Annotated in this window: 29 protein-coding genes; 1 reads left to right on the top strand and 28 read right to left on the bottom strand. The window is 72.4% G+C overall.

The window, feature by feature from the left end; genetic code table 11:
* Nucleotides 1–116: 116 nt before the first annotated feature.
* The 10 genes from ACFV0G_RS09260 to ACFV0G_RS09215 all read right to left on the bottom strand — a co-directional run bounded on the left by ACFV0G_RS09260 (nucleotide 117) and on the right by ACFV0G_RS09215 (nucleotide 8,319).
* Nucleotides 117–1,418, bottom strand: a complete 1,302-nt coding sequence (locus ACFV0G_RS09260; protein ID WP_380544157.1) for a hypothetical protein — start codon at nucleotides 1,416–1,418, stop codon at nucleotides 117–119.
* Nucleotides 1,419–1,420: 2 nt separating this feature from the next.
* Nucleotides 1,421–1,609, bottom strand: coding sequence for a ribosomal-processing cysteine protease Prp (locus tag ACFV0G_RS09255; protein ID WP_380544154.1), 189 nt, complete (start codon nucleotides 1,607–1,609; stop codon nucleotides 1,421–1,423).
* A complete protein-coding gene (locus tag ACFV0G_RS09250; protein WP_380544151.1) occupies nucleotides 1,606–2,232 on the bottom strand; it encodes a hypothetical protein in 627 nt (208 codons plus the stop codon). Before ACFV0G_RS09250 ends, ACFV0G_RS09255 begins: the two co-directional genes overlap by 4 nt.
* A gap of 49 nt (nucleotides 2,233–2,281) precedes the next feature.
* Entirely contained in the window at nucleotides 2,282–3,253 is a 972-nt protein-coding gene (locus ACFV0G_RS09245) for a hypothetical protein (protein WP_380544148.1), read from the bottom strand.
* Nucleotide 3,254: 1 nt separating this feature from the next.
* Nucleotides 3,255–4,688 carry a phage portal protein gene (locus ACFV0G_RS09240; protein WP_380544145.1) on the bottom strand — a complete coding sequence of 478 codons (1,434 nt, stop codon included), beginning with the start codon at nucleotides 4,686–4,688 and terminating at the stop codon, nucleotides 3,255–3,257.
* Between the two features lie 9 nt (nucleotides 4,689–4,697).
* The gene (locus tag ACFV0G_RS09235) at nucleotides 4,698–6,317 is read right to left on the bottom strand and encodes a terminase (RefSeq protein ID WP_380544142.1); all 1,620 of its coding nucleotides are present in this window, start codon (nucleotides 6,315–6,317) and stop codon (nucleotides 4,698–4,700) included.
* Nucleotides 6,298–6,756, bottom strand: coding sequence for a hypothetical protein (locus ACFV0G_RS09230; protein ID WP_380544139.1), 459 nt, complete (start codon nucleotides 6,754–6,756; stop codon nucleotides 6,298–6,300). The genes ACFV0G_RS09235 and ACFV0G_RS09230 overlap by 20 nt, the downstream gene beginning before the upstream one ends.
* A gap of 159 nt (nucleotides 6,757–6,915) precedes the next feature.
* Nucleotides 6,916–7,206: a hypothetical protein gene (locus ACFV0G_RS09225; protein ID WP_380544136.1), complete on the bottom strand. Its 291-nt coding sequence runs from the start codon at nucleotides 7,204–7,206 to the stop codon at nucleotides 6,916–6,918.
* Nucleotides 7,207–7,396: 190 nt separating this feature from the next.
* Nucleotides 7,397–7,966, bottom strand: a complete 570-nt coding sequence (locus ACFV0G_RS09220) for a hypothetical protein (RefSeq protein WP_380544133.1) — start codon at nucleotides 7,964–7,966, stop codon at nucleotides 7,397–7,399.
* Nucleotides 7,963–8,319 (bottom strand): holin, encoded by a 357-nt coding sequence (locus tag ACFV0G_RS09215; RefSeq protein ID WP_380544130.1) that lies wholly within the window; start codon nucleotides 8,317–8,319, stop codon nucleotides 7,963–7,965. The genes ACFV0G_RS09220 and ACFV0G_RS09215 overlap by 4 nt, the downstream gene beginning before the upstream one ends.
* Before the next feature lie 101 nt (nucleotides 8,320–8,420).
* Here ACFV0G_RS09215 and ACFV0G_RS09210 point away from each other — a divergent pair, with 101 nt between their 5' ends.
* Nucleotides 8,421–8,582: a hypothetical protein gene (locus tag ACFV0G_RS09210; RefSeq protein WP_380544127.1), complete on the top strand. Its 162-nt coding sequence runs from the start codon at nucleotides 8,421–8,423 to the stop codon at nucleotides 8,580–8,582.
* Between the two features lie 236 nt (nucleotides 8,583–8,818).
* Here ACFV0G_RS09210 and ACFV0G_RS09205 read toward each other — a convergent pair whose 3' ends face one another.
* The 18 genes from ACFV0G_RS09205 to ACFV0G_RS09120 form a co-directional block, all read right to left on the bottom strand.
* Nucleotides 8,819–9,019, bottom strand: a complete 201-nt coding sequence (locus tag ACFV0G_RS09205) for a MerR family DNA-binding transcriptional regulator (protein ID WP_380544124.1) — start codon at nucleotides 9,017–9,019, stop codon at nucleotides 8,819–8,821.
* Nucleotides 9,020–9,075: 56 nt separating this feature from the next.
* Nucleotides 9,076–9,279 (bottom strand): hypothetical protein, encoded by a 204-nt coding sequence (locus ACFV0G_RS09200; RefSeq protein ID WP_380544121.1) that lies wholly within the window; start codon nucleotides 9,277–9,279, stop codon nucleotides 9,076–9,078.
* 10 nt (nucleotides 9,280–9,289) lie between these two features.
* Complete coding sequence (locus ACFV0G_RS09195) at nucleotides 9,290–9,961, bottom strand: hypothetical protein (protein WP_380544118.1); 672 nt, start codon at nucleotides 9,959–9,961, stop codon at nucleotides 9,290–9,292.
* A complete protein-coding gene (locus tag ACFV0G_RS09190) occupies nucleotides 9,958–10,275 on the bottom strand; it encodes a hypothetical protein (RefSeq protein WP_380544115.1) in 318 nt (105 codons plus the stop codon). The genes ACFV0G_RS09195 and ACFV0G_RS09190 overlap by 4 nt, the downstream gene beginning before the upstream one ends.
* Before the next feature lie 11 nt (nucleotides 10,276–10,286).
* Nucleotides 10,287–10,445 (bottom strand): hypothetical protein, encoded by a 159-nt coding sequence (locus ACFV0G_RS09185; RefSeq protein WP_380544112.1) that lies wholly within the window; start codon nucleotides 10,443–10,445, stop codon nucleotides 10,287–10,289.
* A gap of 5 nt (nucleotides 10,446–10,450) precedes the next feature.
* Entirely contained in the window at nucleotides 10,451–10,600 is a 150-nt protein-coding gene (locus tag ACFV0G_RS09180; protein ID WP_380544109.1) for a hypothetical protein, read from the bottom strand.
* Between the two features lie 11 nt (nucleotides 10,601–10,611).
* On the bottom strand, nucleotides 10,612–11,691 hold the full coding sequence (locus ACFV0G_RS09175) for a hypothetical protein (protein WP_380544106.1): 1,080 nt from the start codon (nucleotides 11,689–11,691) through the stop codon (nucleotides 10,612–10,614).
* Between the two features lie 71 nt (nucleotides 11,692–11,762).
* Complete coding sequence (locus ACFV0G_RS09170; RefSeq protein ID WP_380544103.1) at nucleotides 11,763–12,086, bottom strand: hypothetical protein; 324 nt, start codon at nucleotides 12,084–12,086, stop codon at nucleotides 11,763–11,765.
* Between the two features lie 128 nt (nucleotides 12,087–12,214).
* Complete coding sequence (locus ACFV0G_RS09165) at nucleotides 12,215–12,397, bottom strand: hypothetical protein (protein WP_380544100.1); 183 nt, start codon at nucleotides 12,395–12,397, stop codon at nucleotides 12,215–12,217.
* Nucleotides 12,397–12,570, bottom strand: coding sequence for a hypothetical protein (locus tag ACFV0G_RS09160; RefSeq protein ID WP_380544097.1), 174 nt, complete (start codon nucleotides 12,568–12,570; stop codon nucleotides 12,397–12,399). The genes ACFV0G_RS09165 and ACFV0G_RS09160 overlap by 1 nt, the downstream gene beginning before the upstream one ends.
* A gap of 92 nt (nucleotides 12,571–12,662) precedes the next feature.
* On the bottom strand, nucleotides 12,663–12,884 hold the full coding sequence (locus ACFV0G_RS09155) for a hypothetical protein (protein WP_380544094.1): 222 nt from the start codon (nucleotides 12,882–12,884) through the stop codon (nucleotides 12,663–12,665).
* Between the two features lie 49 nt (nucleotides 12,885–12,933).
* On the bottom strand, nucleotides 12,934–13,554 hold the full coding sequence (locus ACFV0G_RS09150; RefSeq protein WP_380544091.1) for a hypothetical protein: 621 nt from the start codon (nucleotides 13,552–13,554) through the stop codon (nucleotides 12,934–12,936).
* A 14-nt stretch (nucleotides 13,555–13,568) separates the two neighbouring features.
* A complete protein-coding gene (locus ACFV0G_RS09145) occupies nucleotides 13,569–13,730 on the bottom strand; it encodes a hypothetical protein (protein WP_380544088.1) in 162 nt (53 codons plus the stop codon).
* Nucleotides 13,727–14,278 (bottom strand): hypothetical protein, encoded by a 552-nt coding sequence (locus ACFV0G_RS09140; protein ID WP_380544085.1) that lies wholly within the window; start codon nucleotides 14,276–14,278, stop codon nucleotides 13,727–13,729. The genes ACFV0G_RS09145 and ACFV0G_RS09140 overlap by 4 nt, the downstream gene beginning before the upstream one ends.
* A gap of 3 nt (nucleotides 14,279–14,281) precedes the next feature.
* A complete protein-coding gene (locus tag ACFV0G_RS09135; RefSeq protein WP_380544082.1) occupies nucleotides 14,282–14,512 on the bottom strand; it encodes a hypothetical protein in 231 nt (76 codons plus the stop codon).
* Nucleotides 14,513–14,548: 36 nt separating this feature from the next.
* Entirely contained in the window at nucleotides 14,549–15,388 is an 840-nt protein-coding gene (locus ACFV0G_RS09130) for a hypothetical protein (RefSeq protein WP_380544079.1), read from the bottom strand.
* Between the two features lie 205 nt (nucleotides 15,389–15,593).
* Nucleotides 15,594–16,130, bottom strand: coding sequence for a hypothetical protein (locus ACFV0G_RS09125; RefSeq protein WP_380544076.1), 537 nt, complete (start codon nucleotides 16,128–16,130; stop codon nucleotides 15,594–15,596).
* Nucleotides 16,127–17,149, bottom strand: a complete 1,023-nt coding sequence (locus ACFV0G_RS09120; RefSeq protein WP_380544073.1) for a hypothetical protein — start codon at nucleotides 17,147–17,149, stop codon at nucleotides 16,127–16,129. The genes ACFV0G_RS09125 and ACFV0G_RS09120 overlap by 4 nt, the downstream gene beginning before the upstream one ends.
* Between the last annotated feature and the right edge of the window lie 114 nt (nucleotides 17,150–17,263).

The following is a 17,263-nucleotide window of genomic DNA, read 5'->3' as shown; positions in this document are numbered from 1 at the left end:
CGCGTTTTTGTCACAACGCCACCGGGCGCGGGTGCCGGGGGCGGGGGCGGGGGCTCGATGGGGGCCCGCGGGTGGGGGGGGGGGCGGGGCGGGGGGTGCGCCCGGCCCGGGCGGGCTCAGGCGTGCTCGATGACCACGCCGCGCTTGTACAGGGCGGCGTCGCCGGTCAGGGAGTCGCTGGGGACGCCGTAGTCGCCGACCCACGACCAGGAGGTCGAGATGACCTGCTGGAGGCGGTCCTGCGGCGGGCGGACGATCAGCGCGACGTCGGTGCCGGGGGCGGCCTCGACCATGCGGATGTCCGGCTCGTCCTCGACGCCGGTGCCGGCCAGGAGCGTGCCGATGCCCTCGAACGGAGCCGCGGCGAGGGCGGACGCGCCGAGGACGATCGGCCGGTGGACGGTGACGTTGCCCGAGGAGCCGCCGAGGACGGTCGGGCTCTCGGTGTTGCGGACCCAGTCGATGCCGGCGAACCGGCCGATGGACAGGTCGCGGTAGATCGGCGAGTCGACGCGGCCCTGAAGGGCCTGCTTGAAGTCGCTGTCGCCGAACAGCTCCGCCTCGGTGTCAGCGTCGATGTGGGCGGTGTAGTAGCCGCCCATGGCCGGCACGTTCATCTTGCGCAGGCGGGCGACCGCGGAGCGGAAGTGCGCGAACGTCACGGTGTTCGAGCCGGTGAGGTCGTAGGCGGTGTTACCGGCCGGGCGGATGGTCACCGGGGCGTTCGCCGCGATGACGGCGTCGCCGACGACGTCGGCGCGGGCGGTGCCCAGGGTGAGGGTGTTGGTGCCCGTGTTGACGCCGGTCACCGTGTTCGCGACGCCGGCGATGGTGACGTTGAGCGGGTTCGCACCCGAGACGGGGGTCGGGACGCCGTTCACCATCACGTTGGCGAAGCCGGCGACCGACTGCACGACCAGCGAGGTGTCCGAGCCGCCCGCGGTGGTGCACCAGGTCCGGCCGCCCGCGTACGCGCCGTAGAGCTTGTTCCGGGCGATCTGGTTGAGGGACTGGCCGGCGTTGATGCCCAGGCGCGCGACGTCGTTGAGGAACTTGTTCGCCAGCGTCATGGCGCTGTACAGCATGTTCGTGTCCACGGCGAGGCCGTACTGGTCCATGGTGACGGACCACTGCTCGATGTTGTAGGTCGCCGGCGAGGTATCCGAGCCGGTGATCGGCGTGGTCGACGGGGCGAGCAGGCCGTTGCGGGTCATCGTCTTGGTGTCGCCGAGGCCGCCCTGCCACGGCTCGGAGTCGGCGATCTGCGGGTACAGGAACGCCGGAATGAGTGCCTCGCGGAAGGTGCGCTCCAGCATGCCGTTCTGCATGATCGCCTGGATCGCGGCGGGCAGCTGCGGGCGAACAGCGTGCCGGGAGAGGTCGAACCAACCGCGGGCCGCGGTCAGGGTGCGGGTCATGGCTACTCCTGGGTGATCTCGACGGACAGGCTGTCCGGGTACTGCTCGGCGATCATCTGGAGGCCGAGCAAGGCGGTTTGTGTGATGGCGCTGGCGGCCGCGCAGACCCGCCCGCCCTCGGCGTGCTCCTCATGGCCGGTCACCTCGATCGAGGTGCGGCCGTCGCCGAGCAGGGCCCGGACCCGGATCACCGGTGCAGGCGCACGCCCATGCGGGCGAGCTCGGCATCGAAGGTGGCGCGGTCGGCGGTGCGGTAGTCGGTCGGCGGCGCCGGCGGGCGGGCGCCCTGCCCGGGGTCGGGCCGGGGACCGCGCGGGCCGTCGGCCGGGCGGGCCAGGTGCGGCTTGTTCTTGAGGAGGTCGGCGAGGTCGGTGGCGATCTTGGCGGTGTCGATCTCGCCGGCCGCATCCGCGTAGGAGGACAGGTCGAGGAACGCGGCAGCGTCCGTCGGGTCGGCGAAGCCCTCGGCGGCGAGCGCCTTGACCTCGGCGCGCACCGCGCGGGCGGTGGCGGCCTGGGCCTGCTTCTGCGCGGCCTCGCTGGCAGCGGTCGCGCGCTCCAGGTCGGTCTTGTCGCGGTCCTCGAACGCGGCGACCTTGGCGGCGAGCTCGTCCGCGCGCTGCTTCTCGGCGGCGGCCAGGCGCTTGGCCTCGGCGCGTTCGGCCTTCATCCGGTCCAGGGCCTGCTTGCCCTTGTCGCCGAGGCCGTCCCCGTCGTCCGGCTTGCCCGGGTCGGGGTCGCCGCCCTGCGGGGCGGGTGGATCGGTCGGCTCGTCGTGGCGGGCGAGGTCGAACCAGGTGGGACGGTTGTGCATCGGTGTCTCCCGTTGCGGAAGTTGGGGCCGGCCGTTGCGGCGGGCCCGGTCAGTAGAGGTAGCCGTACCGGTGCAGGAGGCGGATCGCCTCGTCCCGGTCGGATGCCAGCTGGTAGATCGCCTCCGGCATCAGCCGGGCCCGGGCGGGGGCCCGGCCCTCGGCCTCCAGCCGCTTGAGGCGCTTGTAGGCGAGGCCGCGTTTGGTCATGCCTTCGTGCGTCGCGAGCAGGCGGCGGCCGCCGGAGCCGGAGGTGATGGTGTACATGCCGCGGCGGGCGTTGACGACCTGTCCGATGTCCGCGCCGTCCCGGATCGCCCGGGCGCCAGCGATGGTGAAGACGCGGTCCTGCTCGGCCCGGGAGAGGCTGCGGAAGTAGTCGCCCGGGTCCATGGCCGGGTGGCCGTGCCGGTAGCGGGTGACGGGCATGTGGACGCAGTCGCAGTGCGGGTGCCGCTGGAAGCCCTTGTTCCAGCCGTACTCCTTACCCGCGAGGACGACGCAGCGCGCGCACGACGGCGGGGACAGTACCCGGATGTAGCCGCGCACGGCCCGGTCCGCGGTGATCGAGGTGCCGGCCGCGGCCCGGCCGGCGTCGGCGACCTCCGAGGTGGCCATCGTCAGGAGCTGCTGCAGCCCGGCCGTCATGGCGTCCTGGTCGGCCAGGCCCGCGCCGATGCCCTGCTTGGTCGTGATGACCGGCAGGTACAGCAGCGTGTCCAGGTCGCGGCCGTCCGCGGCGATGCCGGCGAACGCGGCCGTCCGCAGGGTGCCCGCCGGGTCCGGATCGGCGCCCGAGGCGGCCACGACGGCCCGCACGTAGGCGTCCGCCGGTGCTGCGGCGGCCAGCTGCCCGGCCGTGACCGTCGCCAGGACGGCCGGGCCGACGGAGGCGTTCCAGGAGCCGGTGAGGTCGGCCAGCTCCAGGCTCCACCACAGGGCCTGGACGCGGTCGGCGACCCGGCGCCCGATCGTCGCCTGGCGCAGGTAGTAGGCCCGGGCGATGTCCTCGGCGGACGGCACGTCAGCCGCCGGCGGGGACCGGCTCGGGCTCCCCCTCCGGCGGCCCGCTGGGCCCTGGCTTCACGCCGGAGGCCAGCGCCGCGAAGTCGCCGGTCAGGAGCCGCTGCATCGCGTCCTGGGCGGCCTCGTGGTCCTCCTGCTCCATGCGGGCGATCTGCGCCGCGGTGTAGCCGAGGTCCTCGCGGGTCTGCCGCAACGGGGTGATCTTCGCCGTGTATTTCTTGACCGCGGCGTCCGCGGCCTGCGCCATGGTCGGCGTGGACGCGTCCCGCCACACGGTCTCCAGCGATCGGGCCTCCTCCGACCAGTGCCCGTCACGGATCCGCAGGGCCAGGCGCATGACCTGCTCCCACGCTCCGCCCCAGGCCCTCTGGCGACGCTCCGCGCGCTTCACCAGGCGAGCCTCGGCCGACTTGATGCCCTCGGCGGACGCCGGGTTGTCCGAGGAGAAGCCGAGAAAGTGCGGCGGCAGGCCGGCCAGGGAGGCGACCAGCTTGGCGAGCTGGTTGAGCGTCTCGTGGAAGTTCGACAGGGACGCCTCGTCGAACTGGACGACGTCCGCGCCGTCCTCCTTCCGGTTCTTCTCGGTCGCCCACATCCGGCCGATGATCCGTGAGAACGCGGAGACCCGGCGGCCCTGCTCGTCCTGGAAGTCCTCCTCGCCGAAGCCGAACGCGACCCGGCGCGGGGTGGCGTGGTACTCGGCGCTGACCATCATGTCGGTGGCGATCTTGCACGCGGCGTCCGAGAGCGGGATCACGCTCTTGAACTCGCTCTCGCCGCCCGGCCGCTTGAGCCGGGCCCGGTTGGCGATGACCACGACCGGCACGACGCCCAGGCCGTGTTCGTCCCGCCCACGGCCGTCGGCCGGGTCCGGGACCCAGACGCCCTCCTGCTTGATCCACCAACTGGTGGCATCCGGCAGGTAGAGAGTGGCGTGCTCGACCTTGCGGCCCTGCTCGTCCTCCTCGCACCAACGCTTGACGGCCGCCGCGACCTTCCGGCTCCGCGGGTCGAACTCGGCGTAGACGTCCAGCGCCGACTCGACCGTGATGAGCGGGAACCGCCGGTCGTCCCCCGCCCCGGCGATGGCGTAAGCGCGGCGCATCACCAGAGCGTCGAGGTGGCCCTGCTGTGACTGCTCGTCCAGGTCGTTGGCCTGCCAGATCGCCCACAGGTCGGCATCGGCGGACGGCTGATCGGTGTAGCGGAACCCCTCGACGTCCAGGCGCTCCTCTACGCTGTCGGCGACCAGCTGCGGCCAGTTGATGACCACCTGGCGCACCCGCTCGTCCAGCTCGGCCAGCAGCTCGGGCGCCATGTACGACAGGGCCTGCTCGCCCTCGTAGTAGGCGTCGAGCTCCTTGAGATGCCGCAGCTCGGAGTCGTGGCACTTGATCAGGTGGGCGATCCACTCCAGCTCGGTGCGCGCCAACGGGCCACCTCATCTCATGATCAGCATCTTGGACTTGCGCCGGGGCCGGGCCTGGCCGGCGGCAATGGCGTCGCGCCGGGCCTCCCAGGCCAGGCAACCGGCCATGGCGCCGTCGATCTTCCGCGGGGAGTCGTGGCGGTCCTTCTGGATCGTCCACATCGGCTTGCCGTCGTCGTCCCGTACACGGGCGTCGCGCTTCACCGAGTTGGCGATGTGTCGGTACAGCAGGTCGTCACCGTCGTGCTGCAGAGTCCCGTCGGTCTGCGCCGCGCGGTAGCCGCGGAGGGCGAACGCCATCTGGCGGGGCCGGTGGGTGTACCACGGGGTGACGAGCCGCTCGCCCCATCGGCCCTGCCAGGCCGCGACGCGGTCCTCCCAGTACGGCGGGTCCGCGTAGACCCGGATGACCTTCCACTGGTCGAACGCGGCCTCCAGGGCGGCGTCGACCTCGGCGTCCGGGACTTCCCAGTCCTTGGCCTCGTCCTCGCGCACGGGGCACTCCCACGCGCCGAGCACCCACTGGTGCCCGGAGTCGATGTGCGTGCCGACCAGCACGGTGGAGTCCCGCCACTTCGCGCCGTCGAAGCCGACGACGATCAGGTCCTTGGCGGGCGCGACGAAGCCGGTGTCGGCAAGCTCTGTCCACCGGCCGGCGTCGAACGCCCGGGCGGAGGCGGTGCCGGGCTGGTTGAGGAAGTAGCGGCGGGCGTCCGCCGGGTCGGTGTCCGGCTCGCGCATGTCCGCCGCGATGCGCTCCAGGTCCATCCACCCCGCGGCGTCGCCGTAGACGTACTCCAGGGCGGGCAGCAGCTGGGCGTCGTCCATCAGGTCCTCGACGTGCGGGCCCTGCCGGTGGTCGACCAGCAGGCCGCCGTCGCGCACGCGGCCGGCCTTGACCGCCTGCGCGTACTCGTGGGTGGCCTCGGCGACGGACTTCTCGCCGACCGCGTACATGGTGGACGTCTCCAGCGACCACGGCTCCGCCTGGCGGCGCTTCACCAGGTTGCGCCGCACCGTCTTGTGCATCGCCCGCAGCTCGGGCAGCACGTACAGGTGCGTCTCGTCGAAGACGGCGAAGGTCTCTTTGCCGCCGTCCTTCGCGGCGCCGGACGACGTCGATGGGACGATCTCTCCGCCGCCCTCGATGAAGATCCGCGTGGAGGTCTGGGCGTTGCGCCCGAGGTCGATGCCCGGGAACTCGTCCCCGAAGTTCTCGACCAGGTGCTCCAGCATCGCGGTGACGTTGTCGTACGTGTTCCCGGACTGGTTCTCTTCGGTGGCCAGGCACCGGATGAACGGGTAGGTCTGCTCGCGGCCGACCGGCTCCCCGTCGGCGTCCCAGCCGTCGAAGCGGCACGGGCCGAGCGCCTCGAAGCACACCAGTGCACCGGCCAGCTCGCTCTTGGCGCGGCCCTTCGGGCGGGACAGGAACGCCCGGTTCACCTTCCGCCGGCCGGTGACAGGGTCGAGCTGGTAGGCCTTGACGATGAAGGCGGCCATCTCGTCATCGATGACGAGCGGCTGCCCCTGGACATCGCCGGGGCCGTGGCAGAGGTAGTACTCGATCCACTCGACCGCGGCGAAGCCCAGCGAGGCGAACCGCTCCGGCTCAGCCTTCCGCCTGGCCATCGACCACCCGCAGCACCCGGTCCCGCCGGTTGGCTGCCCCCTTGCTCAGTGAGGAGGCGCGGCGGCCCCGGGGGCCCTCGTCGGGCTCGGCGACGGTCCAGCGGAGCCGGGCCCGGTCCGCCGCGGTGCCGCCGATGGCCGCCTCGTTGAGGCGGATCTCGGAGAGCAGCTCCTTCTTCGGCTCGGCCCAGTACTGCTCAACGAGCTGGGCAAGCATGTGCAGCCGCTGCCAGTCCGTGGCCAGGAACATCGCGGCCTGCGGCGAGGACCTCCAGGTCTCGTACCAGGCCAGGGTGCGGCTGTCGTAGTCGTGCCCGCCGGGCAGCGCGGGCGTCGGGCCCTCGGGCCCGGTGGTGGGGAGCACCGCGCCGGCGGCCGGGTCGGCGTTGCGCCGGCGCCGCTGGGACGGATCCTTCGGAACAGGGCCGACACCGGCCATGGGGTCACCTCCGTGTGCCGTTGCGGCACGTCGGTGCCGGGCCGTTGCGGCCCGGCGGGGCACTACGCTGAGTCACTGAAATAGCCGCCGGGGAACCCCCAGACCCGTACACACCGCGAACTACCTCCCCGGCGGTCCCCGTCGGGATGATCAAGGGGGTCACCCCCCAGGGATCCGATCACCCTCCGTGATGGGGGCGCCCTCCGTGATCACCCACCGGCCGAAGGCGTCCGTGCCCAGGCACTGTCCACAGCCTGTGCACACCGCCGTAGGGGTGAGGTCGAGGACCACGGCCGTGATGTCGATCAAGCGGGGGTGCTGGCAGGCCGCCAGGGCCCCGGTCCTGACCTCCGCCAGGGCCCTGAGCTCGGCCTCGGTGGTGATGTGCTCCTCGACCACGCTCAGCCAGCCTTCCGCGCTCCTGCTGGTCCGCTTCGAGATCATCGTCATGAGCGTGCGCCTCGTCTCTGCAGAGGACAGGCCAGGTTGCCCGGGCAGGTGACGTTGTGTCGGCCGAGGCGGCAGGCCAGTCGGCGAGGCAGCGCGAAGGCAGCGTCGCGAGGATCAGCGAGGACGTGAAGGAGCACGCGGGTGACGGACCCAGCCAGCGGGTCGTAGGTGAACCACCACCGGCGAGCGCTCATCCGCTTCGTCTCCCGGATCGGTTGCGTGCGCTCTCGCAGACTTCCTCACAGGTCGGGCAGTCAACGTGGGCCTGCCAGACGGCGGGTGTCTTGGCCAGGGTCCGGATGGTTCGGGCCGGGTCGATGGCCATGTCCCGGTGGACCTTGTCCGGGTCGTCGAGGCTGTAGCTCCTGCCGTCGACCTCAGCGTCCAACGGGAGCGCTTCCTCGCGCTCCGCTTCCGCAGCGTGGTTCTCCGCCCAGACCTCGCAGTCGTGCTCGCTGCCCATGTCCAGAGCGGATGCATCGCAGTCGTTGCACGAGACGTTCCACTCGCCGTCGCCGCTCTCCCAGATGTCGGCTTCGTGGGCCTGCGGGCCTGGATCGGGCGCGGGGGCGGGCACAAGCGACCGGATGGCGTCGGCGACGTCCATGAGGGCCTGGGCCGCGGCCACAGTGGCGGCGACCTGCGCGTAGGCCAGGGAGGGCATGTCCAGGTCGGTCGGTGGCCTGTCGTAGGGCTGGCGGATCCGACGCAGAGCGGCTTCGAGGTTGGCCTGAGAGCTCTCGCGTGGGGTCGGGCTCATCCGTTCCATCCTCCGGGCTGGTGGCGTGCGGTCTCGCTGCTGTGGCAGGACGGGCAGAGTCCGCGGCCGTGGCGTGGGTCGTCGGGGTCGTGGCCGGCCTCGACGAGCTCGCGTCTGCTGAGCGGGTGGTGGTCGGCGTGGAGGCTGGGTGCCTGGCTGCAGAGGACGCAGACGGGGTCTCGGGCGAGGACGCCGGCGCGGAAGCGCTGCTCGTGCGCCCGGCCGTAGCCGCGCTGTCGGGCGGTGCCGCGGCGGGCGTCGGCTTCGCGGCGGTGGTCATCGCACCTGCCGGCCTCGGTGTACTCGGGGCAGCCGGGCACGGTGCAGATGGTGAGTGCTCGACGTCTGGGCACGAGACCTTCCATAGTTGGTTGCGGTTGGCGCACAACGAGGCTCGACGGTCCGATTGTTGGCCGGTGCACTTCTACGCTGGCGGCTTCGTGGGAGGGGTGTCGTGACCGTTGGTGATGTCATCGCGTTCGTGGCTTTGATTGCTGCGATCGTCGGCCTTTGTTGGCTCGATGCAAGGATGGACCGGTGGCAGGAGCTGGTGCGCGGGGCCGAGAAGGCTCTCCGCAAGGCTGCCCGGGATGGCGAGGGGGGCGAGGGGAAATGACTTGGCCCGCGGTCTCCTGATGTGCCGTGCGCCCGCAGAGGGCTGGGATTTGAACCCGCGTCCGCCGATGGTGAGCCGGCTGCTCTGTCCTGGCTGAGCTACCCCGGAGCGGGTCGCACGGCGGTCTGAATGCCGAGAGCCCCCGCGGCGTGCCGCGGGGGCTCTCGTTGACCTCGACCCGCCTGCTTTTGGGCACGCGGATCTGGGAAGATCGTGCGCCCTGGTCAGGGCCTGTGTCAAGCGGCCTTCGCGGCCGCGGCTGCCTTTCTGGCTGCGTCGACGTCGAGGACGCGGAAGGTCGGGTAGCGGGGGCTGCCGCCGCATCGGGTGAGGCGGCCGATGCGGACCCAGTAGCGGATGACGGCAGGGGTGACGCCAGCGGCTTCGGCAGCTTGGGCGGTGGTGAGGTGGCCGGGTGGCAGCGAGAGGTAGCGCACGGGCACCAGTGTGCCCGCCCGGGCGGACGCCGGGGCGGGCACGCGTTCGGGTGGTACTACGGCAGTTGCTCGGGCTGGAGGTCGAAGAACAGGACGAGGACTCCGTCGGCGCCGAACCGCTCGGCCATGTGGTTGTAGATCATGGTGTAGGCGTCGCGGCGGCTACTGCCAGGGGTGAGGTCGAGGATGCCTTCGGCGCTGGCCTGTCGGCCTTGGTGGGCGGCGGTGATGATCCAGTGGTAGCGGGTGGTGTCGGTCATGGCGGGCTCCTCAGCTGTCGGTCTTGGTCCACTGGACGATGGTTCGGTGGGGGTTGCCGTCGGGGTCGGGGAGGGTGATGAACCCCTCTCCACCGCCGGTCTCGATCCGTTGTTGGTGTTGTTGTTGCTGGCTCTGACCTGCGGCAACAACACCTGAGAGGGGCTGCCGAGAGGGGTCGGGGAGCGGGGGGAGGTCGCGCCGGTAGATGCCGGTGGAGGAGCCGCGGCCCTTCACGCGGACGGCGGCGATGGTGATGCCGGCGGCGGCGCACATCTCGCGGACGGGCCCGGTGGCGGCCGGGTCGCCGTGGAGGTGCTGGGCGATCTGGGCGAGGTGGAGGCGGTCGTCGCGGCCGGGCATGAGCTGGTGGAGCTGGGCGAGGAACTCGCCGGCTGCGGTGGCGGCCTGGTCCTCCTCGGTGGCCGCCGGATCCTGCTCGTCCTCGGTGGGCGCCCCCGGGCCGCCGGCGCGCCAAGCGGCCCAGCACCAGGCTCCGGCGGCGGCCGGGACGAGGAGCGGCTGCTGGTGGGCGGCGCCGAGGAGTTCGGGGCCGCCCTTCCAGGCGAGCACTCCCCCGACGATGGCCGTGCCGACGCTGCTGGTGGCGCGCCGGCCGAGGCGGCGGGCCACCTCGGCCGAGCCCTTGCTGAGCCGCTCGGCGGCCCGGCGCTGGATCGTCACCTGCCGACGCTCGTCTGGGTGAGGGTGCTGCCGGTCTGGTCGGCGGTGGACTTCACGGTGGTGAAGAGGTCGCCGATGATTCCGGAGCCGCCGGCGAGGCAGATGGTCATGACGACGGCGACGAGGGCGGTCTTCTTCTCGTCGTTGCTGAGCTTGCCGGTCTTCCACTTGGTGATGAGGACGGTGGCGAGGATGAGGCCGATGATGAGGGCGCCGCCCATGGCGCCGTTGACCTGGAGGCCGGGGGCCTGTTCGGGGGCGGCGAGCTGGTGGCGGGCGGCGGTGTCGATGGCGGTGGCGAGCTGCTGGTTCATGGCGGGGCCTTTCAGCCGAGGAGGTACGGGAGCAGGAGGAGGACCGCGACGGCGAGGCCGAGCCACTGCAGGCGCTGGAGGAGCCAGCGGCGGGCGTTCTTGGGGAGGCAGATCAGGAGGAGCAGGAGCGCGAACGGCCAGACGTGCGGGCCGGGCTCGTAAGGCGGCATGGCGGTCAGCTCCAGTTGATGATCAGGACGATGCAGGTGACCCAGAGGGCGGTGATGCCGGCGAAGCGGAGCGTCTGGCGGACCGGGTGGTCGGCGACGCGGTAGAGGCCGGCGAAGGCGAGGGCGGCGGTGCACGCGAGGAAGGCGGGAAGCATCGGGTGTCCCTTCAACCGGCGGCGCGGGCGACGAGGCGGCGGACGGTTTCGCGCTTCACGTCGGGTCCGTGGACGCGTCGGACAGCGGACAGGACAGCGTCGACGTCCTGTCCGATAACCCGGACAGCGGCCCGGACGGTGTCCGTGATGGTGTCGTCGGGGGCGTGCGGGGCGAGTGCGAGCACGGTGCCTGGCCTGCTGTCCTGGCTGTCCGGGTGCTGTCCGGACAGCGGGCGGACAGCGGGCGACGGGCGTGCGGACAGCGGCCGGACAGCGGCCGCGGCGGTGTCGATGCCGATCCGGGCGGGCTGCCTGTCGATGTCCTCGGCGGGCGCGTCGGGGGTGGCTTCGAGCGAGGACCGGACAGCGGTCCGGACAGGGCCGGACACCCGGACAGGCTGTCCGGACGGCTTGTCCGGGTCCGGGTGAGGCTGTCCGGCGGCCGCGGTGCTGGTGGTGCCGTAGGCCTCGCGGTAGGCGGCGAGGTGTCCGCGGGAGCGCTCGAGCTGGCGCTCGACGACCGCGAGGGCGAGCTCGGCGCCAGCGGCGGCCTGGCGGCGGGCGACGTACTGCTGCGCGATCGGAGAGAGCGGCTTGGCAGTGTGCCGGATGGCGAGAGTCCAGACGCCCTTGGCGATCAGGGAGACGGCGGCGCCGATGATGCCGACGGCGATGCCCCGCTTGCCGCCGGTGACGGTGACGGCCTCGGCGGCGATGGCGGCCATGGAGATGCCGAGGGCGACGAAGCCTGCGATCCGCGGGGCTTTGGCCTTGCGGGGGTCGTGGCGGGCGAGCCACTCGAGGGCCATGCAGATGATCCACGCGGTGTCGAACAGGGCGGCGACGCCGTACGCGATGACGGCGGCGACGCCGGAGAGGGCGAGCAGGCCTCCGATGCTGGCGGTGGACCAGGTGACGGCGAGGGTGAGGAGGAGGCCGGTGCCGACGGCGACGCCGGCGAGGACGGCGCGGTCCCAGTCGCGGGGGACGGTGACGGTGTACTCCTCCTCGACGAGCTCGACGGGAGCGCCCGGGTACGGGGCGAACGGGGTGAGGCGGGTGCGCGTGACGTTGCGCGTGAGCAGGCTCATGGGTGTGTGTGCTCCGGGTGTGGTGGCCCGGGCCGAGGGCAGGTCTTCACCTCGGCCCGGGCGGTCGGGGATCAGACCTGCGGGGTGATCTGCATGCCGGTGCGGTCGGCCCAGCTGCGGGCGGTGCGCTCGTCGCAGGCGTCGCGGTGGGTGTCGAAGTCGACGTAGCCGTAGGCCTCGTAGACGACAGGGCCGAAGGTGACGGCGGCGGACAGGTTGCCCTCGGCGTCGGCGGTGGTCTCCAGGCCGTGCTCGTTGGCGAAGTCGATGACGGCCTGGTTGGTGTGCAGCGGGAGCAGGAACCGGGGGGCGTGCGGCGCGTCGACCTGCGGGTTGGCGTCGAGCCAGTCGGCGAAGTCGCGGATGGCGTTGGTGAGGCGGGCGCGAGCGGACATGGGTGTCCCCTTCAGGGTGCGCGGGTTGGTGGCCCGGGCCGACGGTCGGTGTGTTCACGTCGGCCCGGGCGGTGGTGCGGCGGTGACCACGGCGCTGGGGCGCTGGCACTTCCGCCGAGTGGGTGGGGCTAGCGGCCGGTCGGGGCCTGGTCGGGCTCGGGGCTGTCGCCGGTGACGACGTGGTTGCCGGTGTGCGGCTCGTACGTGGTCTCGACGTTCGTGTAGCCGAGCGCGCGGGCCTCGTCGGCGATCGCGGCGATGCGTGCCGGCGCGCCGGGGGCGCTGTGGTGCAGCACGGTGATGGTGGCCATCAGGCTTCTGCCCGCTTCTGCGGGACGGGCCGGGGCCGGCCGACGGTGGCGGCGGGGCCACGCCAGGGCGCGAAGGGCACGGGCCCGTCGGTGTCCTGCCGGTAGTCGTCACGGCAGAGGTCGGGCATCGTGATCTGGGGCGCGCCGGGCGCGCTAAGGTTCTGCGTGTCCATGGGAGGTGCAATCTCCTGTGGTCGAGGGGTCCGGCCGGCGGTGAAGCCGCGGGTGTTCCAGCACTCGCGGGTGGAGCCGGTCGGGCCCTGTTCTATGTGGTTTTGATCTTCGGCCGGTGCTTCTTGATGGCCTTGTCGATGGCCTGCCAGGAGCGGCCGAGATCCTTGGCGACTGCGTAGACGCTTCCGAGCTCGGCAACTCCCGCGGCCAGGGCCGCTGATCGGCGTTGCGAGCTGGCGACGACCTGTTGGCTGAGCTGTTCCAGCAGCTCTTCCTCGGCCGCCACCTGCTCACGCCAGGTGGGCGTTTCCATCCCCTTCAGAATATCTAACCCGGGGCTAGATATCAAGAGTGATGGACCATCAGGCAGCCTTCTCTGCGGCCAAGTCCAGCCAGCTGGACGCCGGATACTCCGTCAGACACCACCGGCAGACCACCGGCCGCCCGGGCTTGGCCAGGAGCACGGCGCCGCACGCCTCGCCCTCGCTGATCTCCTTGGTGCAGGTGCCGGCGCGAAGCGGCCGCTCCCGCGGGGCGACGATCGACCGGGCGGCGCCGTGCATCTGCCGCACCGCGGCCGAGAAGTCGCCGGCCTGCGGCCAGTCCCGGTGGATGTACCAGAGCATGTCCTGCAGGCCCTGAACGGCCCGGCGCAGCCGTCCCGGGTAGTCGCCGAACGGGGCGGGCCAGCGGATCTCGGCGGCCTGGCACAGCTCGAAGCGCCACTCCTCCAGCGCGGTGACGATGCCGCCGGGGCCGACCAGGTCGAGGGCACCCTCGTGGACCGGCAGCGGCGCGTCCGGGGCCGGACTGCCGGTGCCGACGCCGCCGATGCTGCCCGTGGTCTGGGAGGACGGCCGCAGGTACGCGCCGAGCGCCCCGTAAAGGGCCGGCAGGTCGGCCAGCTGCTGGCCGAGGCGGCCGGTGCAGGGCTCGCAGAGGTACTCGCCGTTGGTTTCCTGCTCGCAGGACAGGCAGTGCACGGTGCTCTCCAGGGTCAGGCGGTCGGGGCGTTGGTGCGGCGTGCGCGCATGCGGGCGAGGATCTGCGCGTCGGTCGGCGGCTCGTACGCGTGCCAGCCCACCCCGGGCTTCCATCGGCGCCAGTGCTCGCGCTCGGGGATGCCGCAGTGCCGGCAGGCGGACGGAGTGGCGGTCATGGCCACCGGTCCCCGGACACGGCGGCGGGGCGGATGCGGCGGAGGATCTGGATCATCAGCAGGACGCCGTCCGGGGTGTTCGGGTCGCCCTGGGCGGCGGCCTCGAACTCCTCGATCTCGTCGTCGATGGCGGCGATCTGCTGCCGGGCCAGCTCCAGTTCGGTGCGGAGGCGTTCGGCCTCGTCCTTGGCAGCGGCCAGCTTGCAGGCCCAGCACCAGTCCGCGCACGGCTGCATCTCGACCGCCCCGTCCTGGGCGATCACTCCGAACTGCATGTGCGTTTCCGGGATGCGTTCTGCCATGCCGCGGAGGAGGTCACGCTCGGCGGTGAGCCGGCGGATCTCGGCGTCGCGCTCGTCGAGGTCGGGCTGCACGATCGCCAGGACGGTGCTGGCGCGGTGCTCGCGCCATGCCTCCATGTTGGCCTTCACCGTGGTGCCGCAGTTGCAGATGACGGTCCCGTCGCCGTTCGAGATGTTGGCCGAGTGGCCGCCGATGGCGGCGGCGATGCGCTCGGCGAGGGGCTGGGGCTGGGGCTGCTGGGTCATCGGTCAGTCCTTCGCGGTGGCGAGGTGGGCGACGATCTCCTCATCGCTGGCGTTGTCGAACGCGTCGTTCCAGTCGACGTAGTCGTCGTTGGCGCGGGCTTCGTCGTAGCGCTGCCAGCAGCTGGTGCAGAGCAGCTTGGGGACGTGGCCCCAGTTGGGCTTGGCGGGGTGGACGACGCGGCGCTGCTGGCAGCGGCCGCAGGTCCCTTCTGCGGGCGTTGGCTGGGTGGTCATGGCGGGTCCTCGGCTGGTCGGGATGGTGGCGGGCGGTCAGGGCCTGCGGCGTGCCGCGTCGTCGTTGAGGACGGCGCGTGCGAGGCGCATCAGGAAGCCGGCGCGGGTGTCCTCCTCCACGCCGTCGGCGAACGCGAGGTACAGGCGGACGAACGGCGTGCCGTCGGCGTCGAGGGTGAATCCACCGTCGTAGGGCTGGAGGCCGGCCCGGTCCATGTCGGCGGCCCAGTCGCCGAGCGCGGTGGCGGCGGCCGGGGCGGGCTCTTGGCGGGCCGGGCCTGTGCGGGCGTCGAGCAGGATGTCCCGGGCCCGGTCGAGGCCTTCGGCGGTCCGCCGGCCGGCGTCGTTGTAGACGGCGGCGCGCTGGGCGAGGACCAGCTCGGCGGCCTCGGTGAGCACCTGGTCTCGGTAGGCGTCGAGGAGCTCGTCGGGTGTGGTGCCTTCGTTGCAGCACTCGGCGAAGCTGATGACGTGGAGCAGCGTCTCGCGGATGGCGGGAGCGGCCATGACGAGGACCTGGTCGCGGCGGGCGGCGAGTTGCTCGCGCAGACGGCCGACCTCGGCTTCGAGGTCGCGGACGGCCTGCGCCTCGGCCTTGATGGCGCGCTCGGCGGCGGTGACCGTGATGGCGATCTCGGCGCGGGCCTCGTCGAGTTCGGGTTGCACCAGGGCCTCGAGGGCCGCGGCCAGGGCTGACACGTCGCCCGCGCAGAGGGCGCAGGAGCTGTCGTAGCGGTGGCCGGCGCCGGGTCCGTCGCCGAGGTGCCGGTTCACGGCTTCCGGGAAGAGGCCGTCGCGGGCGTCGACGTGGCCCGCGCGGGCCGTGGTGCGGAGGGCGTGCTCGATGCGCTCGGCGAGGGTCTGGGGCTGCTGCATGGCGGTGTCCTTCGGGGGTGTCAGGCGGCATGTGGCTGGGTGAGCCAGGCGTCGAGGCGGCTGGGGTGGCTGCCGCCGGCGGGTCGGGTGCCGCGGCCGGTGCGGCACGCGGCGCCGGCCTTGGCGAGGCAGTTGGGCGCGGGGCACGGGATGGCCCATTCGGCGGGTGCCTGACGGCGGAGGCCGGCGGGCCTGGGGGCGCCCATCAGGCGGCCCGGGAGGCGTCGATGCGGGCAACGTGGGGCCCGCGCGGCTTCTTGCCCGGGGTCTTGCACCGGCGGCCGACCGCGGCATGGCATGTGTCGCAGCGGACGCCGAGGACCCCGGGACGGCGGACCTTGTCGAGCTCGCCGGGCAGCGCCTGGCCGACGCCAGCGGCGATCGCCAGGACCGGGCGGGCGGTGAGCTGTTCGCCACGGGCCGCACGGGAGCGCTGGTCGCGCACGGCCGCGAGGTAGGCGGGGACGTCGTCCGGGTCGGCGTCGGGGACCGCGGCGTACTGGCCGGGGCCCTGGAGGTCGCGGTCGACGTCCTGCCGGTGGGCGCGGACGGCGGCGACGATCTCGGCCGGAGACACGAACGGGCTCTCGGCGGCGCAGGCGGCGATCGCCGCGCGCACCTCGCGGGCGTCGTACTGGCCGAGGACGTCGTACCAGGCTTCGGGGGTGTACTCGTCGAACTTCTGCTGGGGGAACATCGCCCGGACGTACCGGAAGAGAACGACCCATTCCTGCCGGATCATGAAATCTCCTTGCGCTGTGCGTCGCTGGCCTGGGCACGGGCCATGGCCCGGTCGAACCAGCTGTCGGTCTCCTGCTGCTGCCGGGACGGCTGTGCGGGCGCGGCTCGCAGGGCGGGGAGGCCGGCACCGGGCTGGGGCATGTCGGGGAGGTCGGACCAGATGCGGGTGAGGTAGCGCGCGGTCTGCGGCGGGTCGGCGGGGTTCCAGCGGCGTCGGGCGAATTCGACGAGGGCGTCGGTGCCGCAGCGCTTGATGTGGGCGTGGACGGCGAACCATTCGGTTTCGCCGAGGCGCCAGCCGACGACCATGCCGGCGGCGGTCATCTGCTCGACCAGGTCGCGGGCGAAGTCGGGGACGTGGGGTCCGGCTGCCTTGCTAGCTGGCTTCTCCGTAGGAGAAGCCTGGGACGGGACGGGGCGGGCTGGGACGGGGGCAGCGTCTCCGCAGTGAGCGTGAGGTGCTCGCGTAGACGCGTCTACATTGGCTTCGGCGGCGTCGTTGACGTGCTCGTTCTCGTCCGGGCCGTCCTGAGTTTGCTCCGACTCGGCCTGCCAACTCGATGCCAACTCGTCGTCAAATCGATTCGAGTTTCGCTCCGAATTCGCGTCAACTTGATGCGAGTTGCGTTCCGAATTCGCGTCGGACGCGTCCCTCCGGCGTCCGTCGCGCCACCGCTTCTGGCGCTCGTTCTTGGCCGCGCGGGCCGCGGCGACCGACTCCTTGGACGGGTTGTAGCCGAGGTACTCGTGGATCAGGAACGCGTCTGCAGGAATGCTGGGGTGCCAGCTCCGGCAGGGCTCGCAGTCGTGCTTGGCGTCGTGCCACAGGCCAGCGTCGATGAGGGCCTTGATCATGCGGGGCGTGCCGTACTGCCGGGCGACCGCCCGTGGGACGATCCCCTCGGTGGTCTGCTGTGCCGCCCAGGATCCGCAGCGGACGTAGAGCCCGACCGCCGCGGTGCCCGCTGCGTACACCTTCGGGTGGCAGTGGAACCCGTCGTCGATCTTGAACCACGGCATGTGCGGCTTCTCTCGGTTGGTGAGGGCTGGTCCGGGGGGGGCGGGGGGGGGGGTCGCGCGCCCCGCCGCCCGCCCCGCCGCGGGCGGGGAAGAAATCACAACCACCAACACCCG

It is taken from the genome of Kitasatospora sp. NPDC059571 (genome assembly GCF_042735675.1).
Taxonomy (GTDB): domain Bacteria; phylum Actinomycetota; class Actinomycetes; order Streptomycetales; family Streptomycetaceae; genus Kitasatospora.
This window is presented reverse-complemented; position numbering and strand designations above follow the sequence as displayed.

Excerpts from the sequence above, each read along its gene's own strand:
- ACFV0G_RS09200 (WP_380544121.1), bottom strand. The coding sequence starts at position 9,279 with ATGACCGACACCACCCGCTACCACTGGATCATCACCGCCGCCCACCAA.
- ACFV0G_RS09145 (WP_380544088.1), bottom strand. The coding sequence starts at position 13,730 with ATGACCGCCACTCCGTCCGCCTGCCGGCACTGCGGCATCCCCGAGCGC.
- ACFV0G_RS09180 (WP_380544109.1), bottom strand. The coding sequence starts at position 10,600 with ATGCTTCCCGCCTTCCTCGCGTGCACCGCCGCCCTCGCCTTCGCCGGC.
- ACFV0G_RS09260 (WP_380544157.1), bottom strand. The coding sequence starts at position 1,418 with ATGACCCGCACCCTGACCGCGGCCCGCGGTTGGTTCGACCTCTCCCGG.
- ACFV0G_RS09135 (WP_380544082.1), bottom strand. The coding sequence starts at position 14,512 with ATGACCACCCAGCCAACGCCCGCAGAAGGGACCTGCGGCCGCTGCCAG.
- ACFV0G_RS09120 (WP_380544073.1), bottom strand. The coding sequence starts at position 17,149 with ATGCCGTGGTTCAAGATCGACGACGGGTTCCACTGCCACCCGAAGGTG.
- ACFV0G_RS09125 (WP_380544076.1), bottom strand. The coding sequence starts at position 16,130 with ATGATCCGGCAGGAATGGGTCGTTCTCTTCCGGTACGTCCGGGCGATG.
- ACFV0G_RS09235 (WP_380544142.1), bottom strand. The coding sequence starts at position 6,317 with ATGGCCAGGCGGAAGGCTGAGCCGGAGCGGTTCGCCTCGCTGGGCTTC.
- ACFV0G_RS09160 (WP_380544097.1), bottom strand. The coding sequence starts at position 12,570 with ATGGACACGCAGAACCTTAGCGCGCCCGGCGCGCCCCAGATCACGATG.
- ACFV0G_RS09130 (WP_380544079.1), bottom strand. The coding sequence starts at position 15,388 with ATGCAGCAGCCCCAGACCCTCGCCGAGCGCATCGAGCACGCCCTCCGC.
- ACFV0G_RS09250 (WP_380544151.1), bottom strand. The coding sequence starts at position 2,232 with ATGCACAACCGTCCCACCTGGTTCGACCTCGCCCGCCACGACGAGCCG.
- ACFV0G_RS09170 (WP_380544103.1), bottom strand. The coding sequence starts at position 12,086 with ATGTCCGCTCGCGCCCGCCTCACCAACGCCATCCGCGACTTCGCCGAC.
- ACFV0G_RS09155 (WP_380544094.1), bottom strand. The coding sequence starts at position 12,884 with ATGGAAACGCCCACCTGGCGTGAGCAGGTGGCGGCCGAGGAAGAGCTG.
- ACFV0G_RS09140 (WP_380544085.1), bottom strand. The coding sequence starts at position 14,278 with ATGACCCAGCAGCCCCAGCCCCAGCCCCTCGCCGAGCGCATCGCCGCC.
- ACFV0G_RS09175 (WP_380544106.1), bottom strand. The coding sequence starts at position 11,691 with ATGAGCCTGCTCACGCGCAACGTCACGCGCACCCGCCTCACCCCGTTC.
- ACFV0G_RS09225 (WP_380544136.1), bottom strand. The coding sequence starts at position 7,206 with ATGACGATGATCTCGAAGCGGACCAGCAGGAGCGCGGAAGGCTGGCTG.
- ACFV0G_RS09230 (WP_380544139.1), bottom strand. The coding sequence starts at position 6,756 with ATGGCCGGTGTCGGCCCTGTTCCGAAGGATCCGTCCCAGCGGCGCCGG.
- ACFV0G_RS09185 (WP_380544112.1), bottom strand. The coding sequence starts at position 10,445 with ATGCCGCCTTACGAGCCCGGCCCGCACGTCTGGCCGTTCGCGCTCCTG.
- ACFV0G_RS09220 (WP_380544133.1), bottom strand. The coding sequence starts at position 7,966 with ATGAGCCCGACCCCACGCGAGAGCTCTCAGGCCAACCTCGAAGCCGCT.
- ACFV0G_RS09165 (WP_380544100.1), bottom strand. The coding sequence starts at position 12,397 with ATGGCCACCATCACCGTGCTGCACCACAGCGCCCCCGGCGCGCCGGCA.
- ACFV0G_RS09190 (WP_380544115.1), bottom strand. The coding sequence starts at position 10,275 with ATGAACCAGCAGCTCGCCACCGCCATCGACACCGCCGCCCGCCACCAG.